This window comes from Methylobacterium brachiatum (assembly GCF_020523825.1).
In the GTDB taxonomy this organism is placed as follows: Bacteria; Pseudomonadota; Alphaproteobacteria; order Rhizobiales; family Beijerinckiaceae; genus Methylobacterium; species Methylobacterium brachiatum.
Map to the genome: position 1 here is coordinate 145,772 of NZ_JAJALK010000003.1, position 24,358 is coordinate 170,129.

Below are 24,358 nucleotides of genomic sequence, written 5' to 3' on the forward strand. Positions count from 1 at the left end.
GCCCGTAATTGTTGGGGACTACGTAAACGGATTCATGCGACGATCACGGCGTCCGGTGCGGCGTAGGCCGCCGGATCCCCGGCCAGGAACGCCTGGAAACGCCCCCGGTCCTCGGCCGCGGCGGCATTCCAGCGCGCCACGTTCCCGCGGCTCGCGGCCGCCGCCCGGGCCAGCCCGCCCTCGACGATCCAGTCCATCAGCGCCGGCGCGGCGGCCTCGGGCGCCTCCGGCCGGATCATCAGACCGGAGGCGCCCAGCACCTCGCGGAACACCGGTGCATCCGGTGCCGCCACGGGCAGCCCGCCATGCTGGACTTCGAGGAGCGGCAGGCCGAGCCCCTCCGCCTTCGAGGTCGAGAGCAGGAGGTGGCAGGAGCCGGCGAGATCCCGCAGCGCCGCGTCGGCCAGGTAGCCGTGGCGGTGCAGGAAGGGCGGCGGGTCGTCCAGGAAGGCGTGACGGCCCCAGCCGACCCGCCCGACCAGGTGAAGCTCCGCCGGCACCCCCGCGCGGTTGAGCGCCCCGACCAGGGCCAGGGAGGCCGGATAATCCTTGCGCGGCTCGATCGTGCCGATCGCCAGCATCCGCATCGGCGCGCCCGGGACATAGGCGGCCGGCCCCGGCAGGTCAGCGAGGTTGAAGGCGTCGCGCACGGACGGGCGCAGCAGGGCGACCCGGGCCCTCGGCGCGCAGACGGCCCGCACCGCCGCGCCGGTGGTGCGGCTGTTGACGAACAGGTTGGGGCACCAGCGCAGGGCGCGGGCGAAGCTCGGGCTCATGTAGAGCCGGCTTTTCAGGCTCAGATCCTCCGGCCGGTCGAGCAGGAAGGTGTCGTGGACGTAGAGGAGGCAGCGCGCCGCCGCGACCGCACAGAGCGGCCCCGGCGGGAAGCCCGGGAACAGGAACAGCGCGTCCCGGTCGGCGAGCGCGCGCAGCGGCAGGCCGAGCTGCTGCTGGCCGATCATCCCCGGCAGCGAGCCGCTGGTGACCGCCCGGACCTCGTGGGGCGCCAGCCGCTCCGGGGCGAACAGGTCCAGGGTGATCCGCTCGATCCCGGTGACGTGCGCGCGCAGGTGGGTCTGGTCGAGATAGATCCGCTTGGGCCCCGGCTTCACGGGACGCTCCGCCGCAGGGTGCCGGCGAGGTAGAGGCAGCGGCGCACGAACAGGGGCATGCGCCGGCCGAGCACCATCTGCTTGGCGCGCCGCAGCCGGCGTACCAGCGGCCGCGAAGGCGCCGGCACGGTGCCGGTCGCGCCCGTCTGGCGCTCGGCCGCGAACGGGAAATGGCCGAGCATCGCCGGGGCGAAGGCCAGCCGCGCGGCGCCGGGAAGCAGATTCCGCGCCCGGACGATCGCGTCGAGCGACAGCGCGGCGGCGGCGGGGCTGTGGCGGCTCTCCAGGGCGATCCGGGCGAAGGCGCCGAGCCGCGCCCGGGCCCCGGCATCGTCCACCAGCTCGGCCAGGGCCCGGGCCAGGGTGCCGGGCTTCACCGGAACGAGCCGGCCGGACACGCCGTCGATCACCGCGGAGGTCAGCCCGGAGGTGCGGTAGGCCAGGGTCGGCACGCCGCACAGACCGGCCTCGATCGGGGTCTGGCCGAGGGTCTCGTGGCGGCTCGCGGTGACGTGGAGGTCGCAGGCGCCGTACCAGGCGGCCAGGGTGTCCTCGTCGGCGATCAGCCCCGGGGCGAACAGGTTCGGCAGGCCGAGCCGGGCCGGATCGTCGAGCCGGCCGATCGCGACGACGCCGACCCCCGGCCGGGCCACCGCCTGGAGCGCGGCACGCAGATCCGAGAAACCCTTGTCGGGCCCGTCGACGATCACGGCCGAGATCAGGATCAGCACGTCGCCCGCCGGCAGGCCGAGCCGGCGGCGCAGGGCGGCGCGGTCGCCGGGCCGGAAGGTCGCGGTCGGGAAGGCCAGCTGGATCCGCTCGGCCACCGCGCCGGGGGGGGCGAGCTCCCGGGCCCGGGCCAGGGTCCAGTCGGAATTGGCGAGCAGCCACGGCCCGGCCGGTTCGGCCAGCACCGCGCGCTTGCGAGCGTGCATGCCGGCGATCCGCCCGGGGGCGAGCTGCGGGTACTCGTCCGGTCCGGGACAGGCGGCGTCGCAGCCGGTGGCGGCGCGGGTGCAGTCGCGTGGATGGCAGCAGCGGCCGGTGAGCGGGAACAGGTCGTGCAGCACCAGAGCCGTCGGGCCGCTGCGGGCCAGCCGCCCGACCACGTCGAGGCTGCGGGTGGCGCCGTGCAGGTTGCCGGCCAGCACGAGGTCGGGCGCGGCGGCCGCGATCGCCGCCTCGGCCCGCGGGAACCGGTCGGTCCATTCCGCTGCCTCCGGCCGGTCGCTCAGCGCAATGCCGGTCACGCGGTGGCCGGCGAGTGCCAGCGCCTCGGCGAGCCGCCTCTGGGCGACGCCGGCGCCGCCCTGGGTGCCGGTGCCGGTCAGCGAGACGATCGCCAGGCCGCCGGATCGCACCATCGGCGCCTCGTTCACGTGCTGCAGCAGAACCGGGCGGCCGACGCGCGAGCGAGCGGCGGCCGGAAGGGCCGACCAGGCGGCCGAGGCGTGCAGATCACCGTCGGCGTCGAGCACGGCGTGGCGGTGGAGCGCCGCGCGCATCCACAGCACCGCGCCGCCGGGGAACGGCCCCCCCTCCGCAACCTCCATCCCGGGGATGTCGAGTTCCAGGACTGTATCGGCGAACAGGACCCGCAGGCCCGCGACCGCCACCGCGCCGGTCAGGGCGGCATCCAGGGCCAGGGCGGTGAGCGCCCCCGGCGCGAGGAGATCGCCCGGGCGGAGCCACAGCAGGGCGTCGCAGCCGGGCTCGGCCAGGAGCGTTTCGATGCGGGCACGCCCGAACCCGGGCGGCACGAGGTCGTGCCGGAGCTCCGCGTAATCCTGGCGCAGGACCGAGGCGGCGGTCGCCTTCGCGTCGATGCCGGGATCCGCCAGGGTGACGACGCGGATCCGTGGCCAGGGCCGTCCGTCGGGCAGGGCGGCCGGCCGACCCGGTCCGGCGGTGATGGGACCGAACGGCCAGCCGGCGACGCCGTGGGCGGGCGGTGAGGAAGCGGCGTCGGTCAAGGGCGGTTCGCGCGTCGGGCGGGGCGGGCAGTCTGGCCGCGAAGGGTGAAGATTGCCTCTCGGACCGCGCGCGCCATCAGCCGTCCACACGGATCCGGGCGGGGCCGGCCTCGATGCGGCCGATCCGGGCCGCGGCGGCGTAGCCGGCCGCCCGGATGCGCGTCAGGATCGCCTCCGCCTGGGGCTCGTCGCAGGTCACCAGCAGACCGCCGGAGGTCTGCGGGTCGGTGAGCAGGTGGCGGCGCCAATCGGGATAGCCCGCGGGCAGGTCGATCTCGGCGCCGAACGCGTTCCAGTTGCGGTGCGAGGCCCCGGTGACGAAGCCCGCCTGCACCAGAGCCTCGGCCCGGGGCAGGAACGGCAGGGCGCCGGCCTCGAGCGCGAAGGTCAGGCCGGCGCCGCGGGCGATCTCGAGCCCGTGGCCCAGGATGCCGAAGCCGGTCACGTCGGTCATCGCATGGACCGCCGGCTCGGCGGCGAGTTCGATGCCGACCGTGTTGAGCCGGGTGGTGGTGGCGACGAAGTCGCGATAGTCGGCCGCCTCCAGGGCCTCGCGCTTGATCGCCGCGGAATAGACCCCGACGCCGAGCGGCTTGGTCAGGATCACCGCGTCGCCGGCCCGCGCGTCGGCGTTGCGCCGCACCGCCTCCCGGCGGCAGGTGCCGATCACCGCGAGCCCGTAGATCGGCTCCGGCGTGTCGATCGAATGGCCGCCGGCCACCGGGATCCCGGCCTCGGCGCATGTCTCGGCGCCGCCGCGCAGGATCCGGGCGACCACGTCGGGCTCGATCTTGCCCACCGGCATGCCCAGGATCGCCAGGGCGAAGATCGGCCGTCCGCCCATGGCGTAGACGTCCGAGATCGCGTTGGTCGCGGCGATCCGCCCGAACTCGACGGGGTCGTCCACCATCGGGGTGAAGAAGTCGGTCGTGGCGATGACGCAGGTGCCGTCGTCGAGCGCCCAGACCGCGGCGTCGTCGGAGGTCTCGTTGCCGACGAGCAGCCGCTCGAACGGGCCGGCGGCCGGCTGCTCGGCCAGCAGCCGGCGCAGGATCGCCGGATCGAGCTTGCAGCCGCAGCCGCCGCCATGGGCGAGACTGGTCAGACGGGGGGACTCGGTCATGCGGAACTCCGGGCCAAGGCCGCCGAGGCGGTGTTCACCGGCATCGTCCCGGACGGAAGGCCGGCCTTCGGACGATGCTGCGCCCGTCAGTAACGCGTGGTGATGGCATTCAGCCAGTCCGGCGAGGCGGCGACCGCAGCGGCCTCGACCCGCTTGTCGGTGCCGGTGAGGATGAGGAGCCCCAGCGCCACCATCACCACCCCCAGCGCCGCCTTCACGCCCTTGCCGGCCGCCGCGAGGCCGCCGCGCCAGCGCATCAGCGCCTCGCGGGAGACGAAGCCGAGCAGCATCAGCGGGGCCGCGGCCCCGATCCCGAACGCCAGCATGGTCAGGGCGACGCTGCCGAGATGCTCGCCCCGGGCGGCCAGCAGCGAGGCGGCCCCGAGGGTCGGCCCGACGCAGGGGCTCCAGGCCGCGCCGAGCAGCAGGCCGACGCCGAACTGGCCGGTCAGGCCCCCGGACCCGAACCCGCCGAACCGGTCCTCGGCCCAGGCCCCCACCGGACCGGCAGCGGTGGCGACCTGCGCCTGGAGCCGCGGCAGCATCAGCACCAGGCCGAGGAGGATCAGCAGCACGGCTCCGGCGCCGCGGAACACGTCTCCGTCGAGCCCGATCGAGAAGCCGATCGTCGCCACGAACAGCCCGATGGCCGTGAAGGACAGGGCCAGGCCGAGTGCCAGGGCCACGGGCCCGAGCCGATGCTCCGAGGCCGCGGTGCCGAGCACGATCGGCACCAGCGGCAGGACGCAGGGCGACAGAACCGACAGGAGCCCCGCCAGGAACGCGAACCCGACCGTCCCCAGCATCGCCCGTTCCTCCGCCGTCTTCGTGTTGGTCCGCAGGCTTCGCGCCGGGGCGCGATGGCGTCAATCGGCGCATCGCCGGGCGGGGGTGGGATCGATCGTCGCCGCCCGGTAACCCAGGCTCGTGGGCCGGATCGCGATGCGCCGGGCTGTCGCGGCGTCCAACACCCTCAGTCGGTCGGCGCCGTCGGCCCGCCGATCAGGCGGTCATATTCGGCCTCCGCCGTCCCGTAACTGTCGCCGACGAGGCGGAGCAGGCCATCGCGGTCGACGATCCGGACGAGACCGCGATGCGTGCGCACGAGCCCATCCCGCTCCAGCACGCGCAACGCCTGAGTCACGCCGGGTCGCTCGACGCCCAGCATCAGCGACATGAATTCCTGGGTGACCGTGACGACGTCGCCCGCGCTGCGGTCGTGATACATCAGCAGCCAGCGGGCGAGCCGCGTCCCGGTGTTGCCCCGCGCATTCGCGAACGCCGTCTGCGCGGTCTGCGCGAAATGGGTGTGGATGTAGCGCAGGAAGAGGCGGCGCATCGCCGGGCGCGCCTCCGCGAGCCCGAGCAGGACCTGCGCATCGACCGACAGCATGTGCCCGGCCGCCTGCACGAAGTGCGTGTAGGGGGTGCGGTCGTCCCCGAGCAGGATCGGGCTGGCGCCGACCAGACCTTCGCGGCCGATCAGCCCGATCTCGACCCGGCCGCTCGCGCCGTCGTTGGTCACCGAGACGATACCGGATTCCACGAAGTAGACCGTGTCGATCCGCGTGTGGGGGGCGATCAACATCTGCCGCAGCAGCATGTCTTCCGGGCGCAGCGCAGGCTGCAGGACCGCGAAATCCTCGGGATCGAGGGCCCGGAGGAGACGGTTGTGCAGGTCAGCCTGACGGAGATGGACCACGGGTGCTCATGCATAGCGGGCGCGAGCGCAAGCGGACCCGCGATCATCAACGCCCCGGAGGTAGCGAACGCTGTGCCTGCGCTAATGTCTGGCCCGTAACATCGCAATATAAAATTCTTCTGCGCAGATGATCCGGTCTGAGGCGCCTGTAGAAATGTAAATTTCTTACATTTCTTGCTTCAAGGTCGGCAGAACAACAGGCGGATCTTGCATGAGGCCAGCCTCGTTTGCGCGCAAGGTGGGGGCCGGAGCCGGACACGATCGGCGCTGCGCCAACCCAGCCGCCGCTACGCTTCGGCGCATCACGATGGGCGCCCTGGTGCGGTAGACCCTCTGTGCCGCCAGCGCGCCCGCCTCTCGGTCGTCGATCCCGCGTCAGCGCTGTGATCGCGCCGGCATCCAGGTCTCCGGCGGATGCTCTCGCTGACGGATAGGCGGGCGGGCGGACATTCCACGGAGCGGATCGGTGGCCACCTTCTTCACGGGCGATACCCATTTCGGCGACCAACGGGCCCTGCGCTTCGACCACCGGCCGTACCCGGACCTCGACGCCCACGATGCCGGCTTGATCGCTGCCTGGAACGCCGCGGTGGCCCCGGGCGACACCGTCTGGCACCTCGGGGATTTCGCGCTCGGCCCGAGCGGCGCACGGATCCGCGAGATCCTCGACGGGCTCAATGGCGAGAAGCACCTGATCGTCGGCAACAACGACGGCCCCGACACGCTCGGGGCTCCGGGCTGGGCCTCCGTGCGCCATTACGCGGAACTCCTGGTCGAAGACCGGATGGTGGTGCTGTGCCACTACGCGTTCCGGACCTGGAACGGCATGGGCCGGGGCGCGCTCAACCTGCACGGGCACAGCCACGGCAAGCTCAAGCCGATGCCGAAGCAGTACGATGTCGGGGTCGACCCGATGGGGCCGGCTCCGGTCGGCCTCTCGGCCATCCTCACCTCGCGCCTGCGCCGGAAGGCGTAGCGAACTTCCGAGACCCCGCGCCGCGGAAGTGGGGCCTGCGCGGCGCGGAACGGTGCGATTGCGAGCGGCCCCAACGTGTTCGTTTCACGCACTCTCCTGCGTCGAAGCGGGCCGCTTCGGCGGAAACGCTCTAGTATGTCTTGCTCCACGCCAGGACGAGATCGGCCCTGTAATCACTGTAGCGATTGCCGGGGATCTGCAACGTTTTCATCGGGATGTGCGCCCGCATGTAGACGTTGATCGTCCTGTCGTTGACTTCGAGGATGATTTCCGGATTCGCGATCGAAACGCCTTCCGCGATGTCTTCGCGCTTCGCGTTGTGCTTGATCAGGCCGCCGGCAAATATGTGTGCGATGTCGACCTCGGCGTGATGCGCAGTGCCATCCGCGGAGCGCCATGAGACGTCGGCCGGCATCGGGAAATTCGGCACGCCGAGATAGCTGGCCTTCAAATTGTCCGGGTAACCACTGCCCAAGGACGCCGACGAGATCTGCAGCTTGTCGTCCGGGTCATCAGCGAATGTGAATCCGTTGTATCGGACCGCGCAGCGATAGGTCGAATAGCAGAAGGCGTCGAAATCATGTTGGACGAACTTGAGCGGCCAGTCGGCGACCGTGAGGGTTCGGTATTCCTGGGCCGGAAAGTTGTCCGTGCCGTTGAAGCCTGCCAGGACAAAGACGATGAGGGGTGCCAGAGCGCTTTTGTTCATGGCCTTAGCAAGGGTTCAGTGCGTGTGACGCCATCCGCGCCGTGGTGGACGGGTTATTCGCTTCGGCGTCATGCCGTCTGGGTCGCTCGATACTCTAGCGCGGAGCCACCTGTTGAGAGAACGGGCGGTGCCTTAGGTCGGATGTTCTATCGCGACGCGCTTCTCAGACGGCATTGCGGTGGCGGACGCGATCATGGTGCCGGCCACTGGGCGTCCTGCAGCTTGGACGGGATGGATCGGGGCGTGCTCAACCTGAGCGGGTGCGGTCGCGGAGCGCGCGAGGCGATGGCATAGCCGTGCGATGCCGGGCCGATCCGGCGGGTCCGGCCGTCGCAGGCCTCTGCGCAATCCGCATCGGGCGCCTACGCCGGAAGGCGTAGTTCAGTCGGAACCTTCACAGCAGCTTCACCGTTTCAGCGGACAGAGAGGGGATGGATACGCGCCGTCCCGAGAAACCCGGCGGCCTCGTCTTGTGGGGCCACCATAGAAACCAAGTCGTGAGTATTCCCGTGAGCGCCCGTTCGGACTCTTCCCGCTACGGCTTCTCCCTGACGACCGGCCTCGCCAAGACGGCCCTGGCCGGTGCCCTGTCGCTCCTCGCTCTGACCTCCTCGGCGCTGGCCCTGCCGGCGTGCCTCGAGGCCCAGCGCAAGGTCGATGAGGCCAACGCCCTGCGCTTCCAGGCGCGCCAGGAGGCGCGGCTGGGTAACCATGACCGCGTCTGCGACACGCTGGACGAGGTCGGCGACCGCTACGACGACGCCCGCGACGCTTTCGAGCGCTGCGGCGAGGGCGTGGTGGCCATCGACCTGCGCAGCGAGCTGCGCGGCCTCCGCATCGCCAAGAAAATCAACCGCTGCGACTGACCGGGTGCGTCCGCGCACCTCGTACGTTCAGGCCCCGCAGCATCATCCCGACATAGCGACGCACGTCGCCGACAAGGTTATGCGCCGATGACCACCGCCCTGCTGTCGTCCGATCTCCAGGCCCCGACCACCGATCGCACCGGCCCGTCCTTCGCGGCCGCACTCTGCGGCTTCATCAGCACCACCGTCGCCACGACGATGCTGCTCGTGCTGATCGGGACGCTCTGACATCAGGGCGCGACCGACCAGAACCGCTGGCGGTTGAACAGCATATCCCGGCTCCCGACGGTGGGCGCCTCGGGCGGCTTGACGCAATCCGGCTCGCGCGGCTTGGTCACCGCCGCGAGCGCCGCGACAACCGGGGCCGGTCGCAGCCCGAGACGCGCCTGAACCTCCGGCTGCCGGGCTGCCGCGATGGTCAGTACGGCGGCGATCAGGCCGCCGGCAACGGTTCCAAGCAAGAAGTTCAGCATCTCTGACGCGATCCGGTGGCCGGCATTCCGCGACCACAATCCCTGGTCTCTGTCCAACCCGGCGGCATCATGGCGGACGGATGCTCACGCGGCCTTAACACTTGATCTGCGACAGCTACACGCAAGCCTGCCCACCCGGCAGGTCTGATGCGATAGGGCTGGACCGCCTATGAACTACGCCGCCAACGCCTATGCCCGGACGTCCCGGTCCGCATTGACGCCGCGCGAAGCCGAATCGGCGGTCCTGCTGAAGGCGGCCCAGCAGCTGATCGGCGCCAGCCACGGGCTCGCCGCCGGCGACACCAAGCGCCTGAACGAGGCCCTGTCGTTCAACCAGCGCGTCTGGACCATCCTGGCCAGCGAGGCGACCGCCGACGAGAACCCGCTGCCGGCCGAAATCAAGCAGGGCATCGGCAACCTGGGCGTGTTCGTGCTGCGCAGCTGCGTCGACACGATGATCGAGCCGACCCCGGAGAAGATCGCCAACCTCGTGCAGATCAACAACGAGATCGCCGCCGGCCTCCAGGGCAATCCGGGCTGAGACCCGGACGGCGCGGTCAGGCGGCCGCGCCGGGCTCGGGCGGCCCGGCCGGCAGCGCCTGGGCGAGCATCCCGGCCTCCCACTCAACGAGCTTCCGGCCGAGCTTGATCGCCGGATAGAACGTGCCGGCCTCGACGGCCTCGGCGATGGCGGCGATCTGCGGCGCCGCCGCCGGCATCAGACGGATCAGCTCCCCGGCCTGCCGGAAGAACAGGTCGATCCCCGCTGCCGGGTCGTCGGCCAGGTAGATCACCGTCAGGGTGAGGTGGATCTGCTTGCAGGCCGTGTCGGCCTCGCTCTCTGTGATGATCTCGCTCTCGCGCAGGAACTTGCACTGCGTCTCGATCAGGAAGGTCGAGCGCCGGTCGCCGTTGCGAATCAGCGCGCCGTTGATGATCAGCCGCTCAAGCGGCTTGAGTTCCAGGCGCAGGGGCATCGCGTGTTCCTTTCTAGAAGACGCGGCGATGTGATTCCGAAAGCGTTAACGTTTGGACAATGGCCGCCGACCTGCGCGGATCGGCCGGGGACCGGGACAGGATTGCGGCGGCGGTGCGAATCGTCGACTCTTCGAAGAGATGGCGCCGAGTCGGCGATTCTGCGCCGTCTCAGCCTTCGGAGACTTGCCGATGTCCTCATCCTCGACGCACGCCATCTACCCAACTCTTCGCGGGAAACGCGTGCTGGTGACGGGTGGCGCCTCCGGGATCGGTGAAGGCTTGGTCGAAGCCTTCGTCGCCCAGGGTGCCCGCGTCGTGTTCTGCGACATCGCCGACGAGGCGGCGCAAGCCCTGGTCGCGCGCATGTCCCCCGGTGCGGCGCACCCGCCGCTCTACCGGCGCTGCGATCTCACCGATGTCGACGCCGTCCGCGCCCTGGTGGCGGAGGCCGAATTGGCGCTCGGCGGGCTCGACGTCCTGGTCAACAATGCCGGCAACGACGACCGCCACAAGCTCGAGGACGTCACGCCCGAATATTGGGACGACCGGATGGCGGTGAATCTCCGTCACCTGTTCTTCGCCGCGCAGGCCGCCGTGCCGGCGATGCGCCGGGCCGGCGGCGGCGTGATCCTGAACTTCGGCTCGATCAGCTGGCATCTCGGCCTGAAGGAGCTGGCCGTCTACCAGACCGCCAAAGCGGCGATCGAGGGGATGACCCGGGCGCTCGCCCGCGACCTCGGCCGGGACCGCATCCGGGTCTGCGCGGTCGTGCCCGGCAACGTCCAGACGCCCCGTCAGGAGCGCTGGTATACCCCCGAGGGCGAGGCCGAGATCGTCGCTTCGCAGTGCCTGGACGGGCGGATCCAGCCCTCCGACGTCGCCGCCCTGGTGCTGTTCCTCGCCTCCGACGATGCCCGCATGTGCACCGGGCACAATTACTTCATCGACGCCGGCTGGCGGTAACACGCGGGCTGAACTCACGATCCGTCGGCGGCGCGGATTCTGCGGAGGAGGCGGCCGTCGATGGCCGCCAGGCCGCCGCCGATCAGGGCCATGCCGAGATAGTGCCGCTTTTCGAGGCGCTCACCCAGGACCAGGGCGCCCAGCAGGATCGCCGAGACCGGGATCAGGAAGGTGACGAGCGAGAGGTTCGTCGCCCCCGCCCGCGCCAGGATCCGGAAATACAGCACGTAGGCGAGTGCGGTGGACAACGTGGCGATGCCGAAGACCGCGCCCCAGACGGGCGCGCCGGGCATCGGCAGGGTCCAGGGGTGGTCGATCGTCAGCGCAGCCGGCAACAGCACCAGAGCCGAGGCGGTGACCTGCCCGGTGGCCACCGCGAGGGGTGGGACGCCCATCCGCTTGAAGCGCCGCCCGAATACGCTGGCGCCGGCATAGGACAGGGCCGCACCCAGCACGGCGAGCTGGGCCAGGAACCCCGCGCCGGATCCCGCAACGGCGGCGGGGCCGACCATCACGGCGACGCCGCCCAAGCCCACCAGCACGCCGGCAAGCCGGTTGCCGGTCATCCGCTCGTCGGGGGTGAGCAGGTGGGCGACGAGGACCGTGAAGAGCGGCGTCGTGGCGTTGAGGATGGCGGCGAGGCCGGACGCGATATGGGTCTGGCCCCAGACGATGAGGCTGAAGGGCAGAACATTGTTCAAGAGGCCCATGCCGAGGAACGCGGCCCAGATGTCGCGCGTGCCCGGCAGACGTGTCCCGGTCAACGGAAGGATCAGGTTCAGGACCAGGGCGGCGAGCCCGACCCGCAGAACCACCAGGGTGAGGGGCGGGAGCCCGGCAAGCGCGACGCCGGTGAAGAAGAACGAGCCGCCCCAGAGGACGGACAGGCCAAGCAGCATCGCCCATTCGGGCGCGGACAGGGCGTGAGTCCCGACGGGCGGCATGGCGGATCTCCAACAGGTCGATCCGAGCCTATGAATCCGCGGCCGGAGTGGCCAACCCGTTTCTTGCTCTCGAAGCCAACGGTGCCGACAAACAGTCTTTTTTCGAACTAACTCAATGTCTGAAATCTTAAAACCACGAGTGCGAGGGACGAATTAAAAAGAGATGCTGGCGCGTAACTGCCTGACAGCGTCGTCAGACTCGCGACAATTGATCGGCGGCAGACCGAACATATTTCAAATGCCAGAGTCGTCTGCAGCGCTCACTGCGGGGGCCGGCAGCCCCACCAGCCGGAAGCAATGCTCCACGATCCTGGACTCGATCACGTCCAGCCGCCCCGTCTGTGCGGCGTCCAACCCGACCCCGTGAAGGGCGTTGAACAGGAAAACCGCCGTGAAGCGGGCATCCGCGATCGTCCAGGCCTCTTCTTGGTCGCCATCGGCAAGCAGCCGGGTCAGATCGTCGATCAGGATGTTGTCGGCCAGACCGTCCAGGGAGGGCGGCGGCACGTCGTGGAAGACGATCTCGTGGAGGCGTGCGGAGGCGGCGTATCCTCGGCCGCACGCCGTCGCCCAGGCCGCGAGCTTCCCGCTCCAGTCTCCGTCAGCGCGCCGCTCGACCGCAGCTTTGATGGTGTCGAGCAGGGTGGCGACAAAGCGCTGGCGCAGCCCGCCGACCACATCCTCCTTCGACGAAAAGTGAAGGTAGAAACTGCCCTTCGCGACCCCCGCCGCGGCGGTGATCTGCTCGATCGTGGTCGATGCCACCCCCTGATCGAGGAACAGGCGCTCGGCGGCGTTCATCAGATCCTCGCGCCGTTCTTGAGGCGGCTTGGTCCTGGGCTTGGTCGGCACGGTGCGATCCCATGACGGGCGGGCGATCCGCCTTGCCTGAACCGGGATCGGTGCGTTGAAAAGGGGCCGCCGGCCGGCTCGCGCCTGCCAACGGAAATGAAGCTGAAAACCCTCAAAAAAAATTTTGACTGACCACCAGTCATTTGCTGGGATGACGCTGTCGATTCGGGTGGGTGCGGCTCGGCCGGCATCCCGCAATCCCGCCAGGGAGTTCCCATGAACCATGTCATCGAGCGTTGCCGCGCCGTCCGGCTGCTCACCTATCCCGAGGGGATGATCCAACCCCACGATCTCACGATCACGGAAACGGGTTTGCCGAGTCCCGGTCCGAACGACCTGATCATCCGGAATCGCTGGTTTCGCGTCTCCATCTCGACCCGGCTCATGGCGAGCCCAGATGCACAGGCGGTCGAGGGCATTCCGTTCCCCGCGCTCAGGCCCGGGGACGCCCTGGCGGATGGTGCGATCGGCGAGGTCGTGGCCTGCCCGCCCAGGAGCGGATTCGAGGTCGGCGCCCTCGTTTCCCATCCCCTGGGATGGCGGGATTACGCGGTTGTCGATGCCGGCCGCTGCGTTGCGGTCGGCCGCGGGCCGATCGAGCCCGCCGCCTATCTCGGCCATGGCTGGACCGCCTACGCGGCCCTGACCCGGGGCATCCAGGTTCGTCCCGGCGACACCGTCTTCGTGTCGAGCGGGGCCGGCGCGATCGGGTCGATGGCCGGGCAGATCGCCCGCAAGCTCGGCGCAGCGCGGGTGATCGGCAGCACCGGCAGCGCCGACAAGGCCGATTGGATGAAGGCCGATCTCGGCTACGACGCGGTGATCCTGCGCAACCGGGGCCCGATCGCCGATCAGCTCAAGGCGGCCGCGCCGGCCGGCGTGCACGTGTTCGTCGACATGGTCGGCGGCGAGCATCTGGCCGCCGCCGCGGGGGCGGCGCGCGAGGGCGCACGGTTCGTCCTGCTCGGCGCATTGACGGCCGAGCTGAACGTGGCGGGCGCCAGCATCGCCGCGCCGGTCGAGCTCGACTCGTTCCAGCTGATCCTCAGGGACATGACCCTGCGCGGCTACAGCGCGGACCGGGACAGCGCGGAGGTGTTTCCGGAATGGATCGCCTGGCAGCGGGAGGCCGGGCTCCATTTCGCCTGCTCGAAGGTCCAAGGGCTGGAGCGTGCACCCCAGGCCCTGCACGACGCCTGCGAAGGAAGGCTCAGGGGGCTCGTCATGGTCGAGCTGTGACGGGCCATCCCGCGACCGTCGCAGTCCGCACGAAGCGATGACCGGATAGCCCGGCGGTTCAGCCTTTGCTGGATTCGTAACGCGCCTTGTTCTCGGCGTTCGGCGGATAGAGCCCCGGGAGAGCGGCACCCTTGCCGACCTCCTCCATAATCCAGCCCTCGAACCGCTCCTGCTCCGGGGCGAGTTCCAGCACGGTCTCGAGCAGGGCCGCCGGAATCAGCACGGCCCCGTCCTCGTCCACCACGATCACGTCATCGGGGAAGACCGCGACGCCGCCGCAGGCGATCGGCTGCTGCCAGGCCACGAAGGTCAGGCCCGCCACGGACGGCGGCGCCGCCGCGCCCTGGCACCAGACCGGCAGGCCGGTGCCGAGTACGCCGGCAACGTCACGCACCACGCCGTCCGTGACCAGGGCGGCCACGCCCTTCTTGGCCATGCGGGCGCACAGGATGTCGCCGAAGATCCCGGCATCGGTGACGCCCATCGCGTCCACGACGGCGATGCACCCGGACGGCATCGCCTCGATCGCCGCGCGGGTAGAGGTCGGGGACGACCACGATTCGGGGGTGGCGAGATCCTCGCGGGCCGGAACGAAGCGCAGGGTGAAGGCGCGGCCCACGATCCGGGGCTGCCCAGGCCTCAGGGGCCGCGTCCCGCGCAGCCAGACATTGCGCAGACCCTTCTTCAGCAGGATCGTCGTGATCGTGGCCGTGGTGACCTTCGAGAGAACTTCGACGATCTGGGCGTCACTCGACATCCGCATATCCTTCCCGACTGAGGCCGCCATCGCCGCCCCCTGCCGGAGAGCTGTACCCGATCGTGATCCGATCGGGTACAGCTCTAAGTTACTGTTCTGCGGTGTTCTTTCCGCGGAACGACCGAGGCGCGAAAGCCTGCGCCCGGGCCACGTCTGTCCTGAGCGGTGCCTGCCTCAGTCGCACGATTCTTTCTTCACGGTCTTGGAATCGCCCATCTCGTTTTCCTTGCGGACCGTCTTGCTGACGCAGCCGTCGCCATGATCGTGGACGGTGACGGACTTCGACTCGGAGGCCGGACGATCGACCACCACGGCGGGGCGGTCGCGCTCGATGACGGTGGTCTGGGCTTGGGCGGCGGCACCGAGGCTGAGCAGGGCAGCGGCGGCGAGGAGGGTGTGTCGCATCGGGGAACTCCGGTTCCGATTTCGGTCCCGAGTAACGGCGGGCCCAGCTTGAGCGTTCCGCAATTTCTGGTGGTTAGATCATGTGCTGAAAAGCGGGCCGAACCCGTAGAGGAACGCGGCTCGGCCCACGCGCCGTTCGGCTTGAAACGCGGCCGGAGCGACACCGCAAGAGACCCCGGAAAGCCCTGGCTTTCAAGATCGGCGGACTACGTGCCGGGATCTCCGGGCCTCAGCCGCCGGTCATCGGCGGGAAGAACGCGATCTCGCCGGCACCCGCGATGGCCGCATCCGGCTTGGCGTGGGTCCGGTCGATGGCCGCGCGGACCACGCCCGGATCCTCGAACGCGTAGGCGTATTCCTCGCCGCGCCCGCGCAGCCAGGCAATCAGATCGGTGACCGTGGTGACCTCCGGCGGCGGCGCCAGCTCCTCCTCGGCGCGGCCGATCCGCTCGCGGACCCAGGCGAAATAGACGAGCTTCATCGCGTCACCATGCCGGAAAGGGACCGTCAACCACGCCCATCGATCATCGCCCTGGTCGGGACGCGGAAGCCGCGTCCCGGGATGATGACCTAGCGCGGATCGTCGATCACGTGCTTGATCCCGGCCCTCATGTAGTCCCAGCCGGTCCAGATCGTGAGGGCGGCGGCGAGCCACAGCAGCGCGAGGCCGATCGCCTCCGTGCCGGGCAGGACCCGCTCGCCCGCAGGGCCGGCCACCAGGAAGCCGAGCGCCACGAGCTGGACGGTCGTCTTCCACTTGGCGATCTTGCTGACCGGCACGCCGACCTTCAGCTCGGCGAGGTACTCGCGCAGGCCGGAAACCAGCACCTCCCGGCACAGGATCACGATCGCGGCCCAGACCGACGAGCCGACGATGGTGTGGTCGGCGGCGAGCATCAGCAGGCAGGCCGAGACCAGCAGCTTGTCGGCGATCGGGTCGAGCATCCGGCCGAGCGCGGAACTCTGGTGGTAGGTCCGCGCGACATACCCGTCGAGGTAGTCGGTGATCGCGGCCGCCACGAAAACGCCCAGCGCGGTCCAGCGCGCGGTGTGCGAGTCGGGCCAGAACAGCAATGCGACCATCACCGGCACCGCGACGAGGCGCCCGTAGGTCAGGCAATTCGCGAGCGTCCAGGCCGGCGACCGTCGTCGGGGAAGGACGGCGTTCATCGACGGGGTGAAATCAGAGCTTGGCCCGGGCGTCAACGTCTCGGGCGCGGGCGCGGCCGGGACGGCGGGATTCTCAGGCGCCGGCATGGAAGAAATCGTAGACGGCGCGCGCGGTCGCGGCGTTCACCCCGGGCGTCTTGGCCAGATCCTCGAAGGCGGCTCGCTCGATCGCCTTCACGGTCCCGAAATGGTGCAGCAGCGCGCGCTTGCGGCTGGGGCCGATGCCGGCGATCTCGTCCAGAGGATTCTTGATCATCTCACGCTTGCGCTTGGCCCTGTGGCTGCCGATGGCGAAGCGGTGGGCTTCGTCGCGCAGCCGCTGCACGAAGTAGAGCGTCGGGTCCCGCGGCGGAAGCTTGAACGGCGGCCGCCCCGGCACGAAAAACGTCTCGCGCCCGGCATCCCGGTCGCGGCCCTTGGCGATACCGACCAACGGGACGTCCGACACGCCGATCTCGTCGAGCGCCGTGCGGGCGGCGTCGAGCTGGCCCTTGCCGCCGTCGATCAGCACCAGGTCCGGCCAGGCGGGAAACGCCTCGCTATCCTCCGCGGGCGCCGGCACCGGCTCGGCGTCCACACCCTCGGCCGCCGCGACGGCCGCCTCGCGCTCGGTGCGGGGTGCCTCCTTGACGAGGCGCTTGAAGCGCCGCTGCAGGACCTCGCGCATCATGCCGTAATCGTCCCCCGGCGTCAGTTCCTCCGACTTGATGTTGAAGGTGCGGTAATGCGTCTTCATGAACCCGGTCGGGCCGGCGACGATCATCCCGCCCACCGCGTTCGTGCCCATGATGTGCGAGTTGTCGTAGACCTCGATCCGCCGCGGCGTCCGGTCCATGCCGAAGGCCTGTCCCAGGGCCGTCAGCAGCTTGCCCTGCGAGGCGGTGTCGGCGAGCCGCCGCGCCAGCGCCTCCTTGGCGTTGCGCTGGGCGTAGTCGACGAGGTTCTTCCGCTCGCTGCGGCTCGGTCTGTGAATTTCCACCCGGTAATCGACCCGGCTCGACAGGGCGGCAGCGACGAGTTCGGCATCCTCGATCGGGTGGCTGGTCAGCACCGTGCGCGGCGCGGGCTTGTCGTCGTAGAACTGGCTGATGAACGAGCCCAGCACCTCCTCGGCCGTCATCGACCGGTCGGCCTTCGGAAAGTAGGCGCGGTTGCCCCAGTTCTGGAAGTTGCGGAAGAAGAACACCTCGATGCAGAACTGCCCGGCCTGCTCGTCGAGGGCGAACACGTCGGCCTCCTCGACGCCCTGGGTGTTGACGCCCTGCACCCCCTGGATCGCCGAGAGCGCCGCGATCCGGTCGCGGTAGCGGGCGGCGCGCTCGAACTCCAGCGCCTCGGACGCCTCCTGCATCTCGGCGCGCATCCGGTCCTTCACGGCGTTGGACTTGCCGGCCAGGAAGGCGCGCGCCGCATCCGCCATCGCGGCGTAGTCGTCGGTCCCGATCTCGCCCGTGCAGGGGCCGGAGCAGCGCTTGATCTGGAACAGCAGGCAGGGCCGGCTGCGGTTCTCGTAATAGCTGTCGGTGCAGGTGCGCAGCAGGAAGGCCCGCTGCAGGGCGTTGACCGTGCGGTTGACCGCCCAGACGCTGGCGAAGGGGCCGTAATAATTGCCCTTCCGCCGCCGCGCGCCGCGGTGCTTGACGATCTGCGGCGCCGGCCCGTCGGCTGTGACCAGGATGTACGGGAAGGATTTGTCGTCCCGCATCAGCACGTTGAAGCGGGGCTTGAGCTGCTTGATCAGGTTGGCTTCGAGGAGCAGCGCCTCGGTCTCGGTGGCGGTGGTGACGAACTCCATCGCCGCCGTCTGGGAGATCATCCGGGCGATGCGGTTCGAATGCGCCTGGCCACGGGCGTAGGAGCCGACGCGGGCCTTCAGGTTCTTGGCCTTGCCGACGTAGAGGACGTCGCCGCGATGATCGAACATCCGGTAGACGCCGGGGGAGTTCGGCAGCGTCGACCAGAACCGACGGATCACCTCGGTGCCGGCCTGGACCGCGCCCGGATCGAAATCGAAATCGATCTCCGGCGAATCCTCGGCGGACAGCGCGGCCTCGGACTCGCCGGCGCTCTCCTCGCGCTCGGCGTCGCGGCCGTCGTCGAAGGTGTCGGGGGGCAGGTCTGAGAGGGCTCTGCGGTTCATACCGCAGATCTAAGCGTTCCTGCCCCCGAGTGGGACCGGGTTGGCCGACAAAATTACCGCGCCGGACCCGTCCGACCGGATCAGTCGAACAGGGAGTCGATGTCGTTCTGGTCGACGTGGCCCGGATCGTCGTCGAGCTTCGGCCCGTTGAGCAGGCTGCTCTCGTCGTCCAGCGCGGTCGGGACCGGCATCACGGTGATCAGGTCGCGGAAGCTGTCCAGCTGCGTCCAGGCCGCGATCAGCCGATCGAGATGCTCCTCGATGAACTTCATCACGCCGACGATCTTGTTGATCCGCTGGCCGGTCAGATCCTGGAAGTTGCAGGCCTCGTAGGCCGAGATCACCCGCTCCTGGATGATGTCGACATGCTGCTTCATGCCCGGCGGTAAATTCGCCGTGTACAGCATGCCAGCATTCGACTCGATCTCCTCGACGGCGTTCAGCAGCTGCGTCGTGGCGCGCTCGGTTGATTCGACCACCGCGTCGAGCTCGTCCGCCGCGCGGCGCATGCCCTTGCCGCTGTTCTCGGAGCGGTGAAGCGTCGCCAGCTCGGACTTGGTCCGGGTGATCGCCTCCTTCATCAGGTCGAGTTCGGAGCGCATCGCCAGCGCATCGTGTAGCTCACGCCGGCACGTCTCGATCGTCTCGTCCGCGCTCATCTGCGTGATGCGGCGCAGATCCATGATCGCGCTCAGGATCTCGTCCAGCCGCTCATTCGAGGCCTCCGGAGCCGGTGCGGCGGGTAAGACCCCGGGAAGCCCGAGGCTGTCTTCGATACGATAGCGCTTTTGGGTCATCGTCGGGGCGTGAGCCTTCAGGATCCGTGGTGGCAACTCTCTACCACAATCGGTTAGCGGACTGTGACTGCCAACCTCATCCGACGACGATTTCTATGCCCCAGCGACATTTGACCTATCGGTGGTTGTGGCACGCAGGGTTTTACTAACGATTCACGCTGATCGCGCGCATTCGGGGAGGGCGGGGACGGCGCGGCGTGATTCACCATGTTGATTCACTGGATCGCCCGGTCGCGGGTGGATCGTCCCCGAATCGGGGCCTCTGCCCCCACGGGAGCGTTCGCCGATGCGTGGTTCGGTCCGTCTGGGTCTGTGTGCGGTCGTGGCCACGGGGTGGCTATGCGCCGCCGCGTCGGCACAGCAGTCGCGTTATGCCGAAGGCGGCGGCTATGGCGGCGGCCTCATCGAATATCTCGTGACCGGTCAAGCCGGGGGAGGGGGCCGCGGCTGGCCGCAACGCTCGGCCGCGCCGCAGCGGGTGGCGGCATATTCCGGCGAACTCCTGCCAGCCGAGCCGGAGCCCCTGCAGGCTCTCCCACTGCAGCAGGCCTACGGCGTCCCCCAGGCGGATCCGGGCCGCATCGCCCGGGAGGTCGGGCCGGAATACCGGCGCCAGGAGGTCGCCTTCGCCGGGCCTCAGCGGCCCGGGACGATCGTGATCGATACGGCCGCCAAGCACCTCTATCTCGTTCAGCCTGGGCAGCGGGCGCTGCGCTACGGGATCGGCGTCGGTCGTCCGGGCTTCGCCTGGAGCGGCCTCAAGACCGTTAGCCGCAAGGCCGAATGGCCCGACTGGACGCCGCCGGCCGAGATGCTCGCCCGCCGTCCCGACCTGCCGCGGCACATGGCCGGTGGTCCCGAGAACCCACTCGGCGCCCGCGCGCTCTATCTCGGCTCCTCGCTCTACCGCATCCACGGCACGAACGAGCCGGGGACGATCGGCCAGTCGGTCTCGTCGGGCTGCATCCGGATGATGAACGAGGATGTGGTGGACCTCTACGACCGCGTTCCGGTGGGGACCCGCGTCGAGGTGCTTTGACACCCGTCTCGCCGGTTTCTCCCGCCCGTCAACCTTCTGAGAGGGACCTGCTGGGCGCGAGCCTCACTTTCAAGCCGCGATGCCGTGATGACACTGGGGAAGGCCACTGAGCGTCTTCGTCCCCGCGGCAGGCCTTCGTGGACGATGAGCGTCGCGGGCGGTCCATCGACCGCTCGTTCCCGGGTGAGATGAGCTGTCCTATCGACACCCATTCTGCAGGGTCGTTGCTATGGATTTGCCGGCGCGATCGCCTTGCTCAGAGCCTTGTGTCACGTCTAAATGAATGATCAGAGGCACAATATTGAGTTAGTTTGATTATAAACTGGCGAAGTCAGCACGGTTCGGGGTCCGAGCGTCACCGTAGGGCGGGTCAGCGCCGTCCCTTCCGCAGGGGCGCGCGATGCTGCAGGTGGTGAGCCCCGCCGCCGTCGGGAGCGTTCGGGTGAGGTTGGACAGGTTTCTGTCCGGCATGCGCCCGCTGGCGCCGTTCTTCTGTCTGTATATGACCTTCGGCGCCACCCTCGGCTTCCTGTCCGGCGGGGCGCCGCTGATCCTGCGGGTCCGGGGCCTGGAACTGGCCGAAATCGGGCTGCTGCAGCTCATCAATCTGCCGGTGGGTCTCACCTTCCTGTGGGCCGCCGTCCTCGACCGGGTCCGCCTGCCGTTCCTCGATCACCGCGTCGGGTGGATCGTGGCCGCGCAGGGCGCGACGGTGCTGCTCCTGGGCGTCCTCAGCTTCGGCGAGCATTGGCCGCTGTTGGCGCTGCTCTTGCTGGCGGTCGCGGCCTGCGCCTGCGTCGCCACCATGGACATCGCGCTGGAGGCGTTGGTGGTCGAGACCGTGCCGGCGGAGCGGCGGGCCTTCGTCGCCTCGGCCAAGCTCTGCGGCGCGTCCCTCGGCGGCATTCTCGGCGTCGGGATCCTGGTCGGGTCCTACGATCTCCTCGGATGGCGCCTGGCGGTCCTGGCCTGCGCGGCCCTGGACGCGCTGTGCCTCCTGCCGATCTTCGGCTACCCGGAGGCGCGTCTCCACGGGGTCGGCGGCGTACCCGAGCGGTGGTCGGGCTCGTTCGCGCGTCTGCGCGCGCTTGCGGCGCGGATCCTGGTGCTGGGCGCGTATTTCGCCGCTTCCTACCTGCTGTCCGGCCCCAACACGCTGGCCCTCCTCGACCTCGGCGTGCCGCTCGCGCAGGTCGGCTTTCTCACCGGCACCGTCCTGCCGGCCATCAACCTCGTCATGGCGCTCGTCGCGGGCGGCCTCGCCGCACGCTTCGGCACGGTGCGGCTGATCGCCTTCGGGGCGTTCGGCGTCCTGGTCTCCGGCGGCCTGATGGCGTCCGCCTGCGCGGCCGGCGCGGTGGAGCTGGCGATCGCGGCGACGATCCTGAATTTCCTCTGCGGCGGGATCCTGGGTGTTCCGGTGTTCAACATGATCTACCGCTGGGCGCAGGGGCCGCGGCCGGCCACGGATTACGCGCTGCTGTTCGGCGCGGCCTTCTTCGCCGCGATGCCCCTGCGGGTCGCCGCCCCGGCTCTGGCCGAATGGGCCGGATGGCCGTCCTATTTCGGCGCGACGCTGCCCCTCTACGCGGCGGCGGTGGCCTGGCTGCTGGTGACGGTTGATCGGACCCTCCGGGCCGACGGGGCGGGGACGCGATGATTGACGAGATCGCCGCGCGCGTTCCCGCGTCGCTGGAGACGTACCGTCACGGTGTCGCCGTCGGGCCCGGCGGGGCGACCGCGCTGCCGGTGGCCGCGTTGCGCGATCCCGAAGTGTTCGAGACGACCCTCTCGACCTTCGGAGCGGGCTACGGTGCGGTCGACCGGCGCGTCCTCGTCTCGTACTGGAGCCAGTTCTATCTGGCCGCCCTCGCCACGCCGGCCTTGACCGCCCTGGCCTGTCTCGGGCGCCCCCTGCCGCTCGCCTTCGACACGACGCGTCTCGAACTCGATGACGCCGGCCGACCGGCCCGCCTCCTGGTCCCGGCAGAGACGCCGGATTGCCGGTCCGGCTGCGCGTCCGGCCTCGCGGGCCTGGTCGAGGGCCATCTGCGCCCCTTCGTCGACATGTGCCACGCAAGATGCGGGATCGCCCCCCGGGTCCTGTGGGGGAACGCCGCGGTGATCCTCGACTACGTCGCCGGGGAGTTGGGCTGCGCGGGCGAGCCGACCTGCCCGGCGGCCGCGACACGGCTCGGATGGCGCGGCGACCTCGCCTGCGGTAGGAACCCCCTCGCGCAGGCCCTGTGCGCGGACGCGTCGGGCTGCCGCCGGCGGCGCGTCTGCTGCCTGCGTCACCGCCTTCCGGGCGTCCCGTCCTGTGGCGCGCTCTGCCCCCTCGAACGCGCCACCGAGCGCTGACCCGCGGATCATGCTGAAGGCCTTCCTCGCCTATTACAGGCCGCATCGGGCACTGTTCCTGACGGATTTCGGCTGCGCGGTCCTGTCCGGCCTGCTGGAGCTCGGCTTTCCCATCGCGGTGAAGATCTTCGTCGACCGGCTGCTGCCGCAGCAGGATTGGAGCCTGATCCTGCTGGCGGCCTGCGGCCTCGCGCTGGTCTACGTGGCCAATGCCGGCCTGATGGTGGTGGTGACCTATTGGGGCCACGTGCTGGGCATCAACATCGAGACGACGATGCGGGCCCGGGCCTTCGACCACCTGCAGAAGCTCTCGTTCCGGTTCTACGACGGCCAAAAGACCGGCCACCTCGTCGCCCGGGTGACGAAGGATCTCGAGGAGATCGGCGAGGTCGCCCATCACGGGCCCGAGGATCTGTTCATCGCGGTGATGACGCTGGTCGGCGCCTTCGGGCTGATGGTCTGGGTCCACCCGACGCTCGCGCTGATCACCGGCGCGATCCTGCCGGTCATCGCCTTCGTGAGCCTGCGCTACGGCGGGCGGATGACCCGGAACTGGCAGACGCAATACGGCCGGGTCGGCGCCTTCAACGCCCGCATCGAAGAGAATGTCGGCGGGATCCGGGTCGTGCAGGCCTTCGCCAACGAGCAGCACGAGCGCGCCTTGTTCGCCCGCGATAACGCCCGCTACCGCGACACCAAGCTCGAAGCCTACCGCCTCATGGCGGCCAGCCTGTCGATCAACTATCTCGGCCTGCGCCTGGTCCAGATCGCCGTGCTGCTCGGCGGCGCGGCCTTCGTGGTCCGCGGCGATCTCACGGCCGGCGGCTTCGTCGGCTTCCTCCTGCTGGTCGGCGTGTTCTACCGCCCGCTGGAGAAGATCGGCGCGGTGATCGAGACCTACCCCAAGGGGGTGGCGGGCTTCCGTCGCTACCAGGAACTGCTCGCGACCGAGCCCGACATCGTCGATCGTCCGGATGCGATCGAGGCGCGAGCCTTGCGCGGCGACATCCGCTTCGAGGGCGTGAGCTTCGGCTACGATACCGGCCGCCCGATCTTCGCCGGCCTCGACCTGACGATTGCGGCCGGGGAGACGGTCGCGTTCGTGGGCCCGTCGGGCGTCGGCAAGACGACGCTGTGCGCCCTGCTGCCGCGCTTCTACGAGGTCGCGGCGGGGCGGGTGACGATCGACGGCATCAACGTGCGCGACCTGACCCTCGCCTCCCTGCGGCGGCAGATCGGCATCGTGCAGCAGGACGTGTTCCTGTTCGCCGGCACGATCCGCGAGAACATCGCCTATGGCCGCCTCGACGCGAGCGAGGCCGAGATCGACCAGGCCGCCCGTCGCGCCCGGCTCGGCGCGCTCATCGACGGCCTGCCGGCCGGGCTCGACACGGTGGTGGGTGAGCGCGGCGTGCGCCTGTCCGGCGGGCAGAAGCAGCGCATCGCCATCGCCCGGGTATTCCTCAAGAACCCGCCGATCCTGATCCTCGACGAGGCGACCTCCGCCCTCGACACGCAGACCGAGCGGGAGATCCAGCAGGCGCTCGCCGACCTCGCGCGGGGACGCACGACGCTGGTCATCGCCCACCGGCTGGCGACGATCCGCGACGCCGACCGCATCGTGGTTCTGGGCGAGGACGGCATCGTCGAGCAGGGGCGGCACGCGGCGCTGCTCGATGCCGACGGCGTCTACCGGCGCCTGCACGCGGCGCAATTCGGAGCGGATAGTGTATCGGCGACTGCGGCGGAGTGAGGCTCGGCCTCATCCGTCCGAACGAG

The 24,358-nt window shown here is 69.8% G+C and carries 26 protein-coding genes; 10 read left to right on the forward strand and 16 right to left on the reverse strand.

Annotated features, from left to right (window positions below):
* Positions 1-32: 32 nt before the first annotated feature.
* From LGR69_RS07745 to LGR69_RS07765, 5 genes are all read right to left on the reverse strand, one after another.
* Entirely contained in the window at positions 33-1,112 is a 1,080-nt protein-coding gene (locus LGR69_RS07745; protein WP_230365672.1) for a glycosyltransferase, read from the reverse strand.
* Positions 1,109-3,085 carry a glycosyltransferase gene (locus tag LGR69_RS07750; RefSeq protein WP_230365673.1) on the reverse strand — a complete coding sequence of 659 codons (1,977 nt, stop codon included), beginning with the start codon at positions 3,083-3,085 and terminating at the stop codon, positions 1,109-1,111. Before LGR69_RS07750 ends, LGR69_RS07745 begins: the two co-directional genes overlap by 4 nt.
* A 76-nt stretch (positions 3,086-3,161) precedes the next feature.
* Positions 3,162-4,208 carry a selenide, water dikinase SelD gene (gene selD / locus LGR69_RS07755; RefSeq protein WP_230365674.1) on the reverse strand — a complete coding sequence of 349 codons (1,047 nt, stop codon included), beginning with the start codon at positions 4,206-4,208 and terminating at the stop codon, positions 3,162-3,164.
* A gap of 86 nt (positions 4,209-4,294) precedes the next feature.
* The gene (locus LGR69_RS07760) at positions 4,295-5,014 is read right to left on the reverse strand and encodes a cytochrome c biogenesis CcdA family protein (protein WP_230365675.1); all 720 of its coding nucleotides are present in this window, start codon (positions 5,012-5,014) and stop codon (positions 4,295-4,297) included.
* Positions 5,015-5,181: 167 nt separating this feature from the next.
* Complete coding sequence (locus LGR69_RS07765; RefSeq protein WP_230365676.1) at positions 5,182-5,910, reverse strand: Crp/Fnr family transcriptional regulator; 729 nt, start codon at positions 5,908-5,910, stop codon at positions 5,182-5,184.
* 466 nt (positions 5,911-6,376) lie between these two features.
* Here LGR69_RS07765 and LGR69_RS07770 point away from each other — a divergent pair, with 466 nt between their 5' ends.
* A complete protein-coding gene (locus LGR69_RS07770; RefSeq protein WP_007569212.1) occupies positions 6,377-6,886 on the forward strand; it encodes a hypothetical protein in 510 nt (169 codons plus the stop codon).
* A gap of 130 nt (positions 6,887-7,016) precedes the next feature.
* Here LGR69_RS07770 and LGR69_RS07775 read toward each other — a convergent pair whose 3' ends face one another.
* Positions 7,017-7,595 (reverse strand): hypothetical protein, encoded by a 579-nt coding sequence (locus LGR69_RS07775; protein ID WP_230365677.1) that lies wholly within the window; start codon positions 7,593-7,595, stop codon positions 7,017-7,019.
* Between the two features lie 548 nt (positions 7,596-8,143).
* Here LGR69_RS07775 and LGR69_RS07780 point away from each other — a divergent pair.
* Positions 8,144-8,461 (forward strand): hypothetical protein, encoded by a 318-nt coding sequence (locus LGR69_RS07780; protein ID WP_047170971.1) that lies wholly within the window; start codon positions 8,144-8,146, stop codon positions 8,459-8,461.
* Positions 8,462-8,548: 87 nt separating this feature from the next.
* A complete protein-coding gene (locus LGR69_RS07785) occupies positions 8,549-8,689 on the forward strand; it encodes a hypothetical protein (protein ID WP_007569207.1) in 141 nt (46 codons plus the stop codon).
* A gap of 2 nt (positions 8,690-8,691) precedes the next feature.
* On the opposite strand, the gene LGR69_RS07790 is transcribed toward LGR69_RS07785, so the two are convergent.
* Entirely contained in the window at positions 8,692-8,934 is a 243-nt protein-coding gene (locus LGR69_RS07790; protein ID WP_050733344.1) for a hypothetical protein, read from the reverse strand.
* Positions 8,935-9,103: 169 nt separating this feature from the next.
* Between LGR69_RS07790 and flaF the strand changes: the two genes are divergently transcribed.
* Positions 9,104-9,475, forward strand: a complete 372-nt coding sequence (gene flaF, locus LGR69_RS07795) for a flagellar biosynthesis regulator FlaF (protein ID WP_230365678.1) — start codon at positions 9,104-9,106, stop codon at positions 9,473-9,475.
* 16 nt (positions 9,476-9,491) lie between these two features.
* On the opposite strand, the gene LGR69_RS07800 is transcribed toward flaF, so the two are convergent.
* Positions 9,492-9,911 (reverse strand): flagellar biosynthesis repressor FlbT, encoded by a 420-nt coding sequence (locus LGR69_RS07800; RefSeq protein WP_230365679.1) that lies wholly within the window; start codon positions 9,909-9,911, stop codon positions 9,492-9,494.
* Between the two features lie 190 nt (positions 9,912-10,101).
* Here LGR69_RS07800 and LGR69_RS07805 point away from each other — a divergent pair, with 190 nt between their 5' ends.
* Positions 10,102-10,875, forward strand: coding sequence for an SDR family NAD(P)-dependent oxidoreductase (locus tag LGR69_RS07805; protein WP_230365680.1), 774 nt, complete (start codon positions 10,102-10,104; stop codon positions 10,873-10,875).
* 14 nt (positions 10,876-10,889) lie between these two features.
* On the opposite strand, the gene LGR69_RS07810 is transcribed toward LGR69_RS07805, so the two are convergent.
* Entirely contained in the window at positions 10,890-11,819 is a 930-nt protein-coding gene (locus LGR69_RS07810) for a DMT family transporter (protein WP_230365681.1), read from the reverse strand.
* Between the two features lie 234 nt (positions 11,820-12,053).
* Positions 12,054-12,620, reverse strand: a complete 567-nt coding sequence (locus tag LGR69_RS07815; RefSeq protein WP_230365914.1) for a TetR/AcrR family transcriptional regulator — start codon at positions 12,618-12,620, stop codon at positions 12,054-12,056.
* A 267-nt stretch (positions 12,621-12,887) separates the two neighbouring features.
* Here LGR69_RS07815 and LGR69_RS07820 point away from each other — a divergent pair, with 267 nt between their 5' ends.
* Complete coding sequence (locus LGR69_RS07820) at positions 12,888-13,910, forward strand: MDR family NADP-dependent oxidoreductase (protein ID WP_230365682.1); 1,023 nt, start codon at positions 12,888-12,890, stop codon at positions 13,908-13,910.
* Between the two features lie 58 nt (positions 13,911-13,968).
* On the opposite strand, the gene LGR69_RS07825 is transcribed toward LGR69_RS07820, so the two are convergent.
* The 6 genes from LGR69_RS07825 to LGR69_RS07850 all read right to left on the reverse strand — a co-directional run bounded on the left by LGR69_RS07825 (position 13,969) and on the right by LGR69_RS07850 (position 19,179).
* Positions 13,969-14,667, reverse strand: a complete 699-nt coding sequence (locus LGR69_RS07825; protein ID WP_230365683.1) for a ribonuclease activity regulator RraA — start codon at positions 14,665-14,667, stop codon at positions 13,969-13,971.
* A 174-nt stretch (positions 14,668-14,841) separates the two neighbouring features.
* The gene (locus LGR69_RS07830) at positions 14,842-15,072 is read right to left on the reverse strand and encodes a hypothetical protein (protein WP_007569193.1); all 231 of its coding nucleotides are present in this window, start codon (positions 15,070-15,072) and stop codon (positions 14,842-14,844) included.
* A gap of 229 nt (positions 15,073-15,301) precedes the next feature.
* A complete protein-coding gene (gene moaD / locus LGR69_RS07835) occupies positions 15,302-15,553 on the reverse strand; it encodes a molybdopterin converting factor subunit 1 (RefSeq protein ID WP_230365684.1) in 252 nt (83 codons plus the stop codon).
* Positions 15,554-15,642: 89 nt separating this feature from the next.
* Positions 15,643-16,242, reverse strand: a complete 600-nt coding sequence (pgsA, locus tag LGR69_RS07840) for a CDP-diacylglycerol--glycerol-3-phosphate 3-phosphatidyltransferase (RefSeq protein WP_163006196.1) — start codon at positions 16,240-16,242, stop codon at positions 15,643-15,645.
* Between the two features lie 73 nt (positions 16,243-16,315).
* Positions 16,316-18,382: an excinuclease ABC subunit UvrC gene (uvrC, locus tag LGR69_RS07845; RefSeq protein ID WP_230365685.1), complete on the reverse strand. Its 2,067-nt coding sequence runs from the start codon at positions 18,380-18,382 to the stop codon at positions 16,316-16,318.
* 80 nt (positions 18,383-18,462) lie between these two features.
* Positions 18,463-19,179, reverse strand: a complete 717-nt coding sequence (locus LGR69_RS07850; RefSeq protein ID WP_007569187.1) for a protein phosphatase CheZ — start codon at positions 19,177-19,179, stop codon at positions 18,463-18,465.
* A 286-nt stretch (positions 19,180-19,465) separates the two neighbouring features.
* Here LGR69_RS07850 and LGR69_RS07855 point away from each other — a divergent pair, with 286 nt between their 5' ends.
* From LGR69_RS07855 to LGR69_RS07870, 4 genes are all read left to right on the forward strand, one after another.
* Complete coding sequence (locus LGR69_RS07855) at positions 19,466-20,218, forward strand: L,D-transpeptidase (RefSeq protein WP_230365687.1); 753 nt, start codon at positions 19,466-19,468, stop codon at positions 20,216-20,218.
* A gap of 400 nt (positions 20,219-20,618) precedes the next feature.
* The gene (locus LGR69_RS07860; RefSeq protein ID WP_230365688.1) at positions 20,619-21,878 is read left to right on the forward strand and encodes an MFS transporter; all 1,260 of its coding nucleotides are present in this window, start codon (positions 20,619-20,621) and stop codon (positions 21,876-21,878) included.
* On the forward strand, positions 21,875-22,579 hold the full coding sequence (gene fhuF, locus LGR69_RS07865; RefSeq protein ID WP_122162434.1) for a siderophore-iron reductase FhuF: 705 nt from the start codon (positions 21,875-21,877) through the stop codon (positions 22,577-22,579). The genes LGR69_RS07860 and fhuF overlap by 4 nt, the downstream gene beginning before the upstream one ends.
* 10 nt (positions 22,580-22,589) lie before the next feature.
* Complete coding sequence (locus LGR69_RS07870; RefSeq protein ID WP_230365689.1) at positions 22,590-24,332, forward strand: ABC transporter ATP-binding protein; 1,743 nt, start codon at positions 22,590-22,592, stop codon at positions 24,330-24,332.
* Positions 24,333-24,358: the final 26 nt, after the last annotated feature.

Excerpts from the sequence above, each read along its gene's own strand:
- LGR69_RS07790 (WP_050733344.1), bottom strand. The coding sequence starts at position 8,934 with ATGCTGAACTTCTTGCTTGGAACCGTTGCCGGCGGCCTGATCGCCGCC.
- LGR69_RS07830 (WP_007569193.1), bottom strand. The coding sequence starts at position 15,072 with ATGCGACACACCCTCCTCGCCGCCGCTGCCCTGCTCAGCCTCGGTGCC.
- LGR69_RS07805 (WP_230365680.1), top strand. The coding sequence starts at position 10,102 with ATGTCCTCATCCTCGACGCACGCCATCTACCCAACTCTTCGCGGGAAA.
- LGR69_RS07850 (WP_007569187.1), bottom strand. The coding sequence starts at position 19,179 with ATGACCCAAAAGCGCTATCGTATCGAAGACAGCCTCGGGCTTCCCGGG.
- uvrC (WP_230365685.1), bottom strand. The coding sequence starts at position 18,382 with ATGAACCGCAGAGCCCTCTCAGACCTGCCCCCCGACACCTTCGACGAC.
- pgsA (WP_163006196.1), bottom strand. The coding sequence starts at position 16,242 with ATGAACGCCGTCCTTCCCCGACGACGGTCGCCGGCCTGGACGCTCGCG.
- selD (WP_230365674.1), bottom strand. The coding sequence starts at position 4,208 with ATGACCGAGTCCCCCCGTCTGACCAGTCTCGCCCATGGCGGCGGCTGC.
- LGR69_RS07855 (WP_230365687.1), top strand. The coding sequence starts at position 19,466 with ATGCGTGGTTCGGTCCGTCTGGGTCTGTGTGCGGTCGTGGCCACGGGG.
- flaF (WP_230365678.1), top strand. The coding sequence starts at position 9,104 with ATGAACTACGCCGCCAACGCCTATGCCCGGACGTCCCGGTCCGCATTG.
- LGR69_RS07785 (WP_007569207.1), top strand. The coding sequence starts at position 8,549 with ATGACCACCGCCCTGCTGTCGTCCGATCTCCAGGCCCCGACCACCGAT.
- fhuF (WP_122162434.1), top strand. The coding sequence starts at position 21,875 with ATGATTGACGAGATCGCCGCGCGCGTTCCCGCGTCGCTGGAGACGTAC.
- LGR69_RS07860 (WP_230365688.1), top strand. The coding sequence starts at position 20,619 with ATGCTGCAGGTGGTGAGCCCCGCCGCCGTCGGGAGCGTTCGGGTGAGG.
- LGR69_RS07775 (WP_230365677.1), bottom strand. The coding sequence starts at position 7,595 with ATGAACAAAAGCGCTCTGGCACCCCTCATCGTCTTTGTCCTGGCAGGC.
- LGR69_RS07825 (WP_230365683.1), bottom strand. The coding sequence starts at position 14,667 with ATGTCGAGTGACGCCCAGATCGTCGAAGTTCTCTCGAAGGTCACCACG.
- LGR69_RS07815 (WP_230365914.1), bottom strand. The coding sequence starts at position 12,620 with ATGAACGCCGCCGAGCGCCTGTTCCTCGATCAGGGGGTGGCATCGACC.
- LGR69_RS07810 (WP_230365681.1), bottom strand. The coding sequence starts at position 11,819 with ATGCCGCCCGTCGGGACTCACGCCCTGTCCGCGCCCGAATGGGCGATG.
- LGR69_RS07760 (WP_230365675.1), bottom strand. The coding sequence starts at position 5,014 with ATGCTGGGGACGGTCGGGTTCGCGTTCCTGGCGGGGCTCCTGTCGGTT.
- LGR69_RS07800 (WP_230365679.1), bottom strand. The coding sequence starts at position 9,911 with ATGCCCCTGCGCCTGGAACTCAAGCCGCTTGAGCGGCTGATCATCAAC.
- LGR69_RS07870 (WP_230365689.1), top strand. The coding sequence starts at position 22,590 with ATGCTGAAGGCCTTCCTCGCCTATTACAGGCCGCATCGGGCACTGTTC.
- LGR69_RS07820 (WP_230365682.1), top strand. The coding sequence starts at position 12,888 with ATGAACCATGTCATCGAGCGTTGCCGCGCCGTCCGGCTGCTCACCTAT.
- moaD (WP_230365684.1), bottom strand. The coding sequence starts at position 15,553 with ATGAAGCTCGTCTATTTCGCCTGGGTCCGCGAGCGGATCGGCCGCGCC.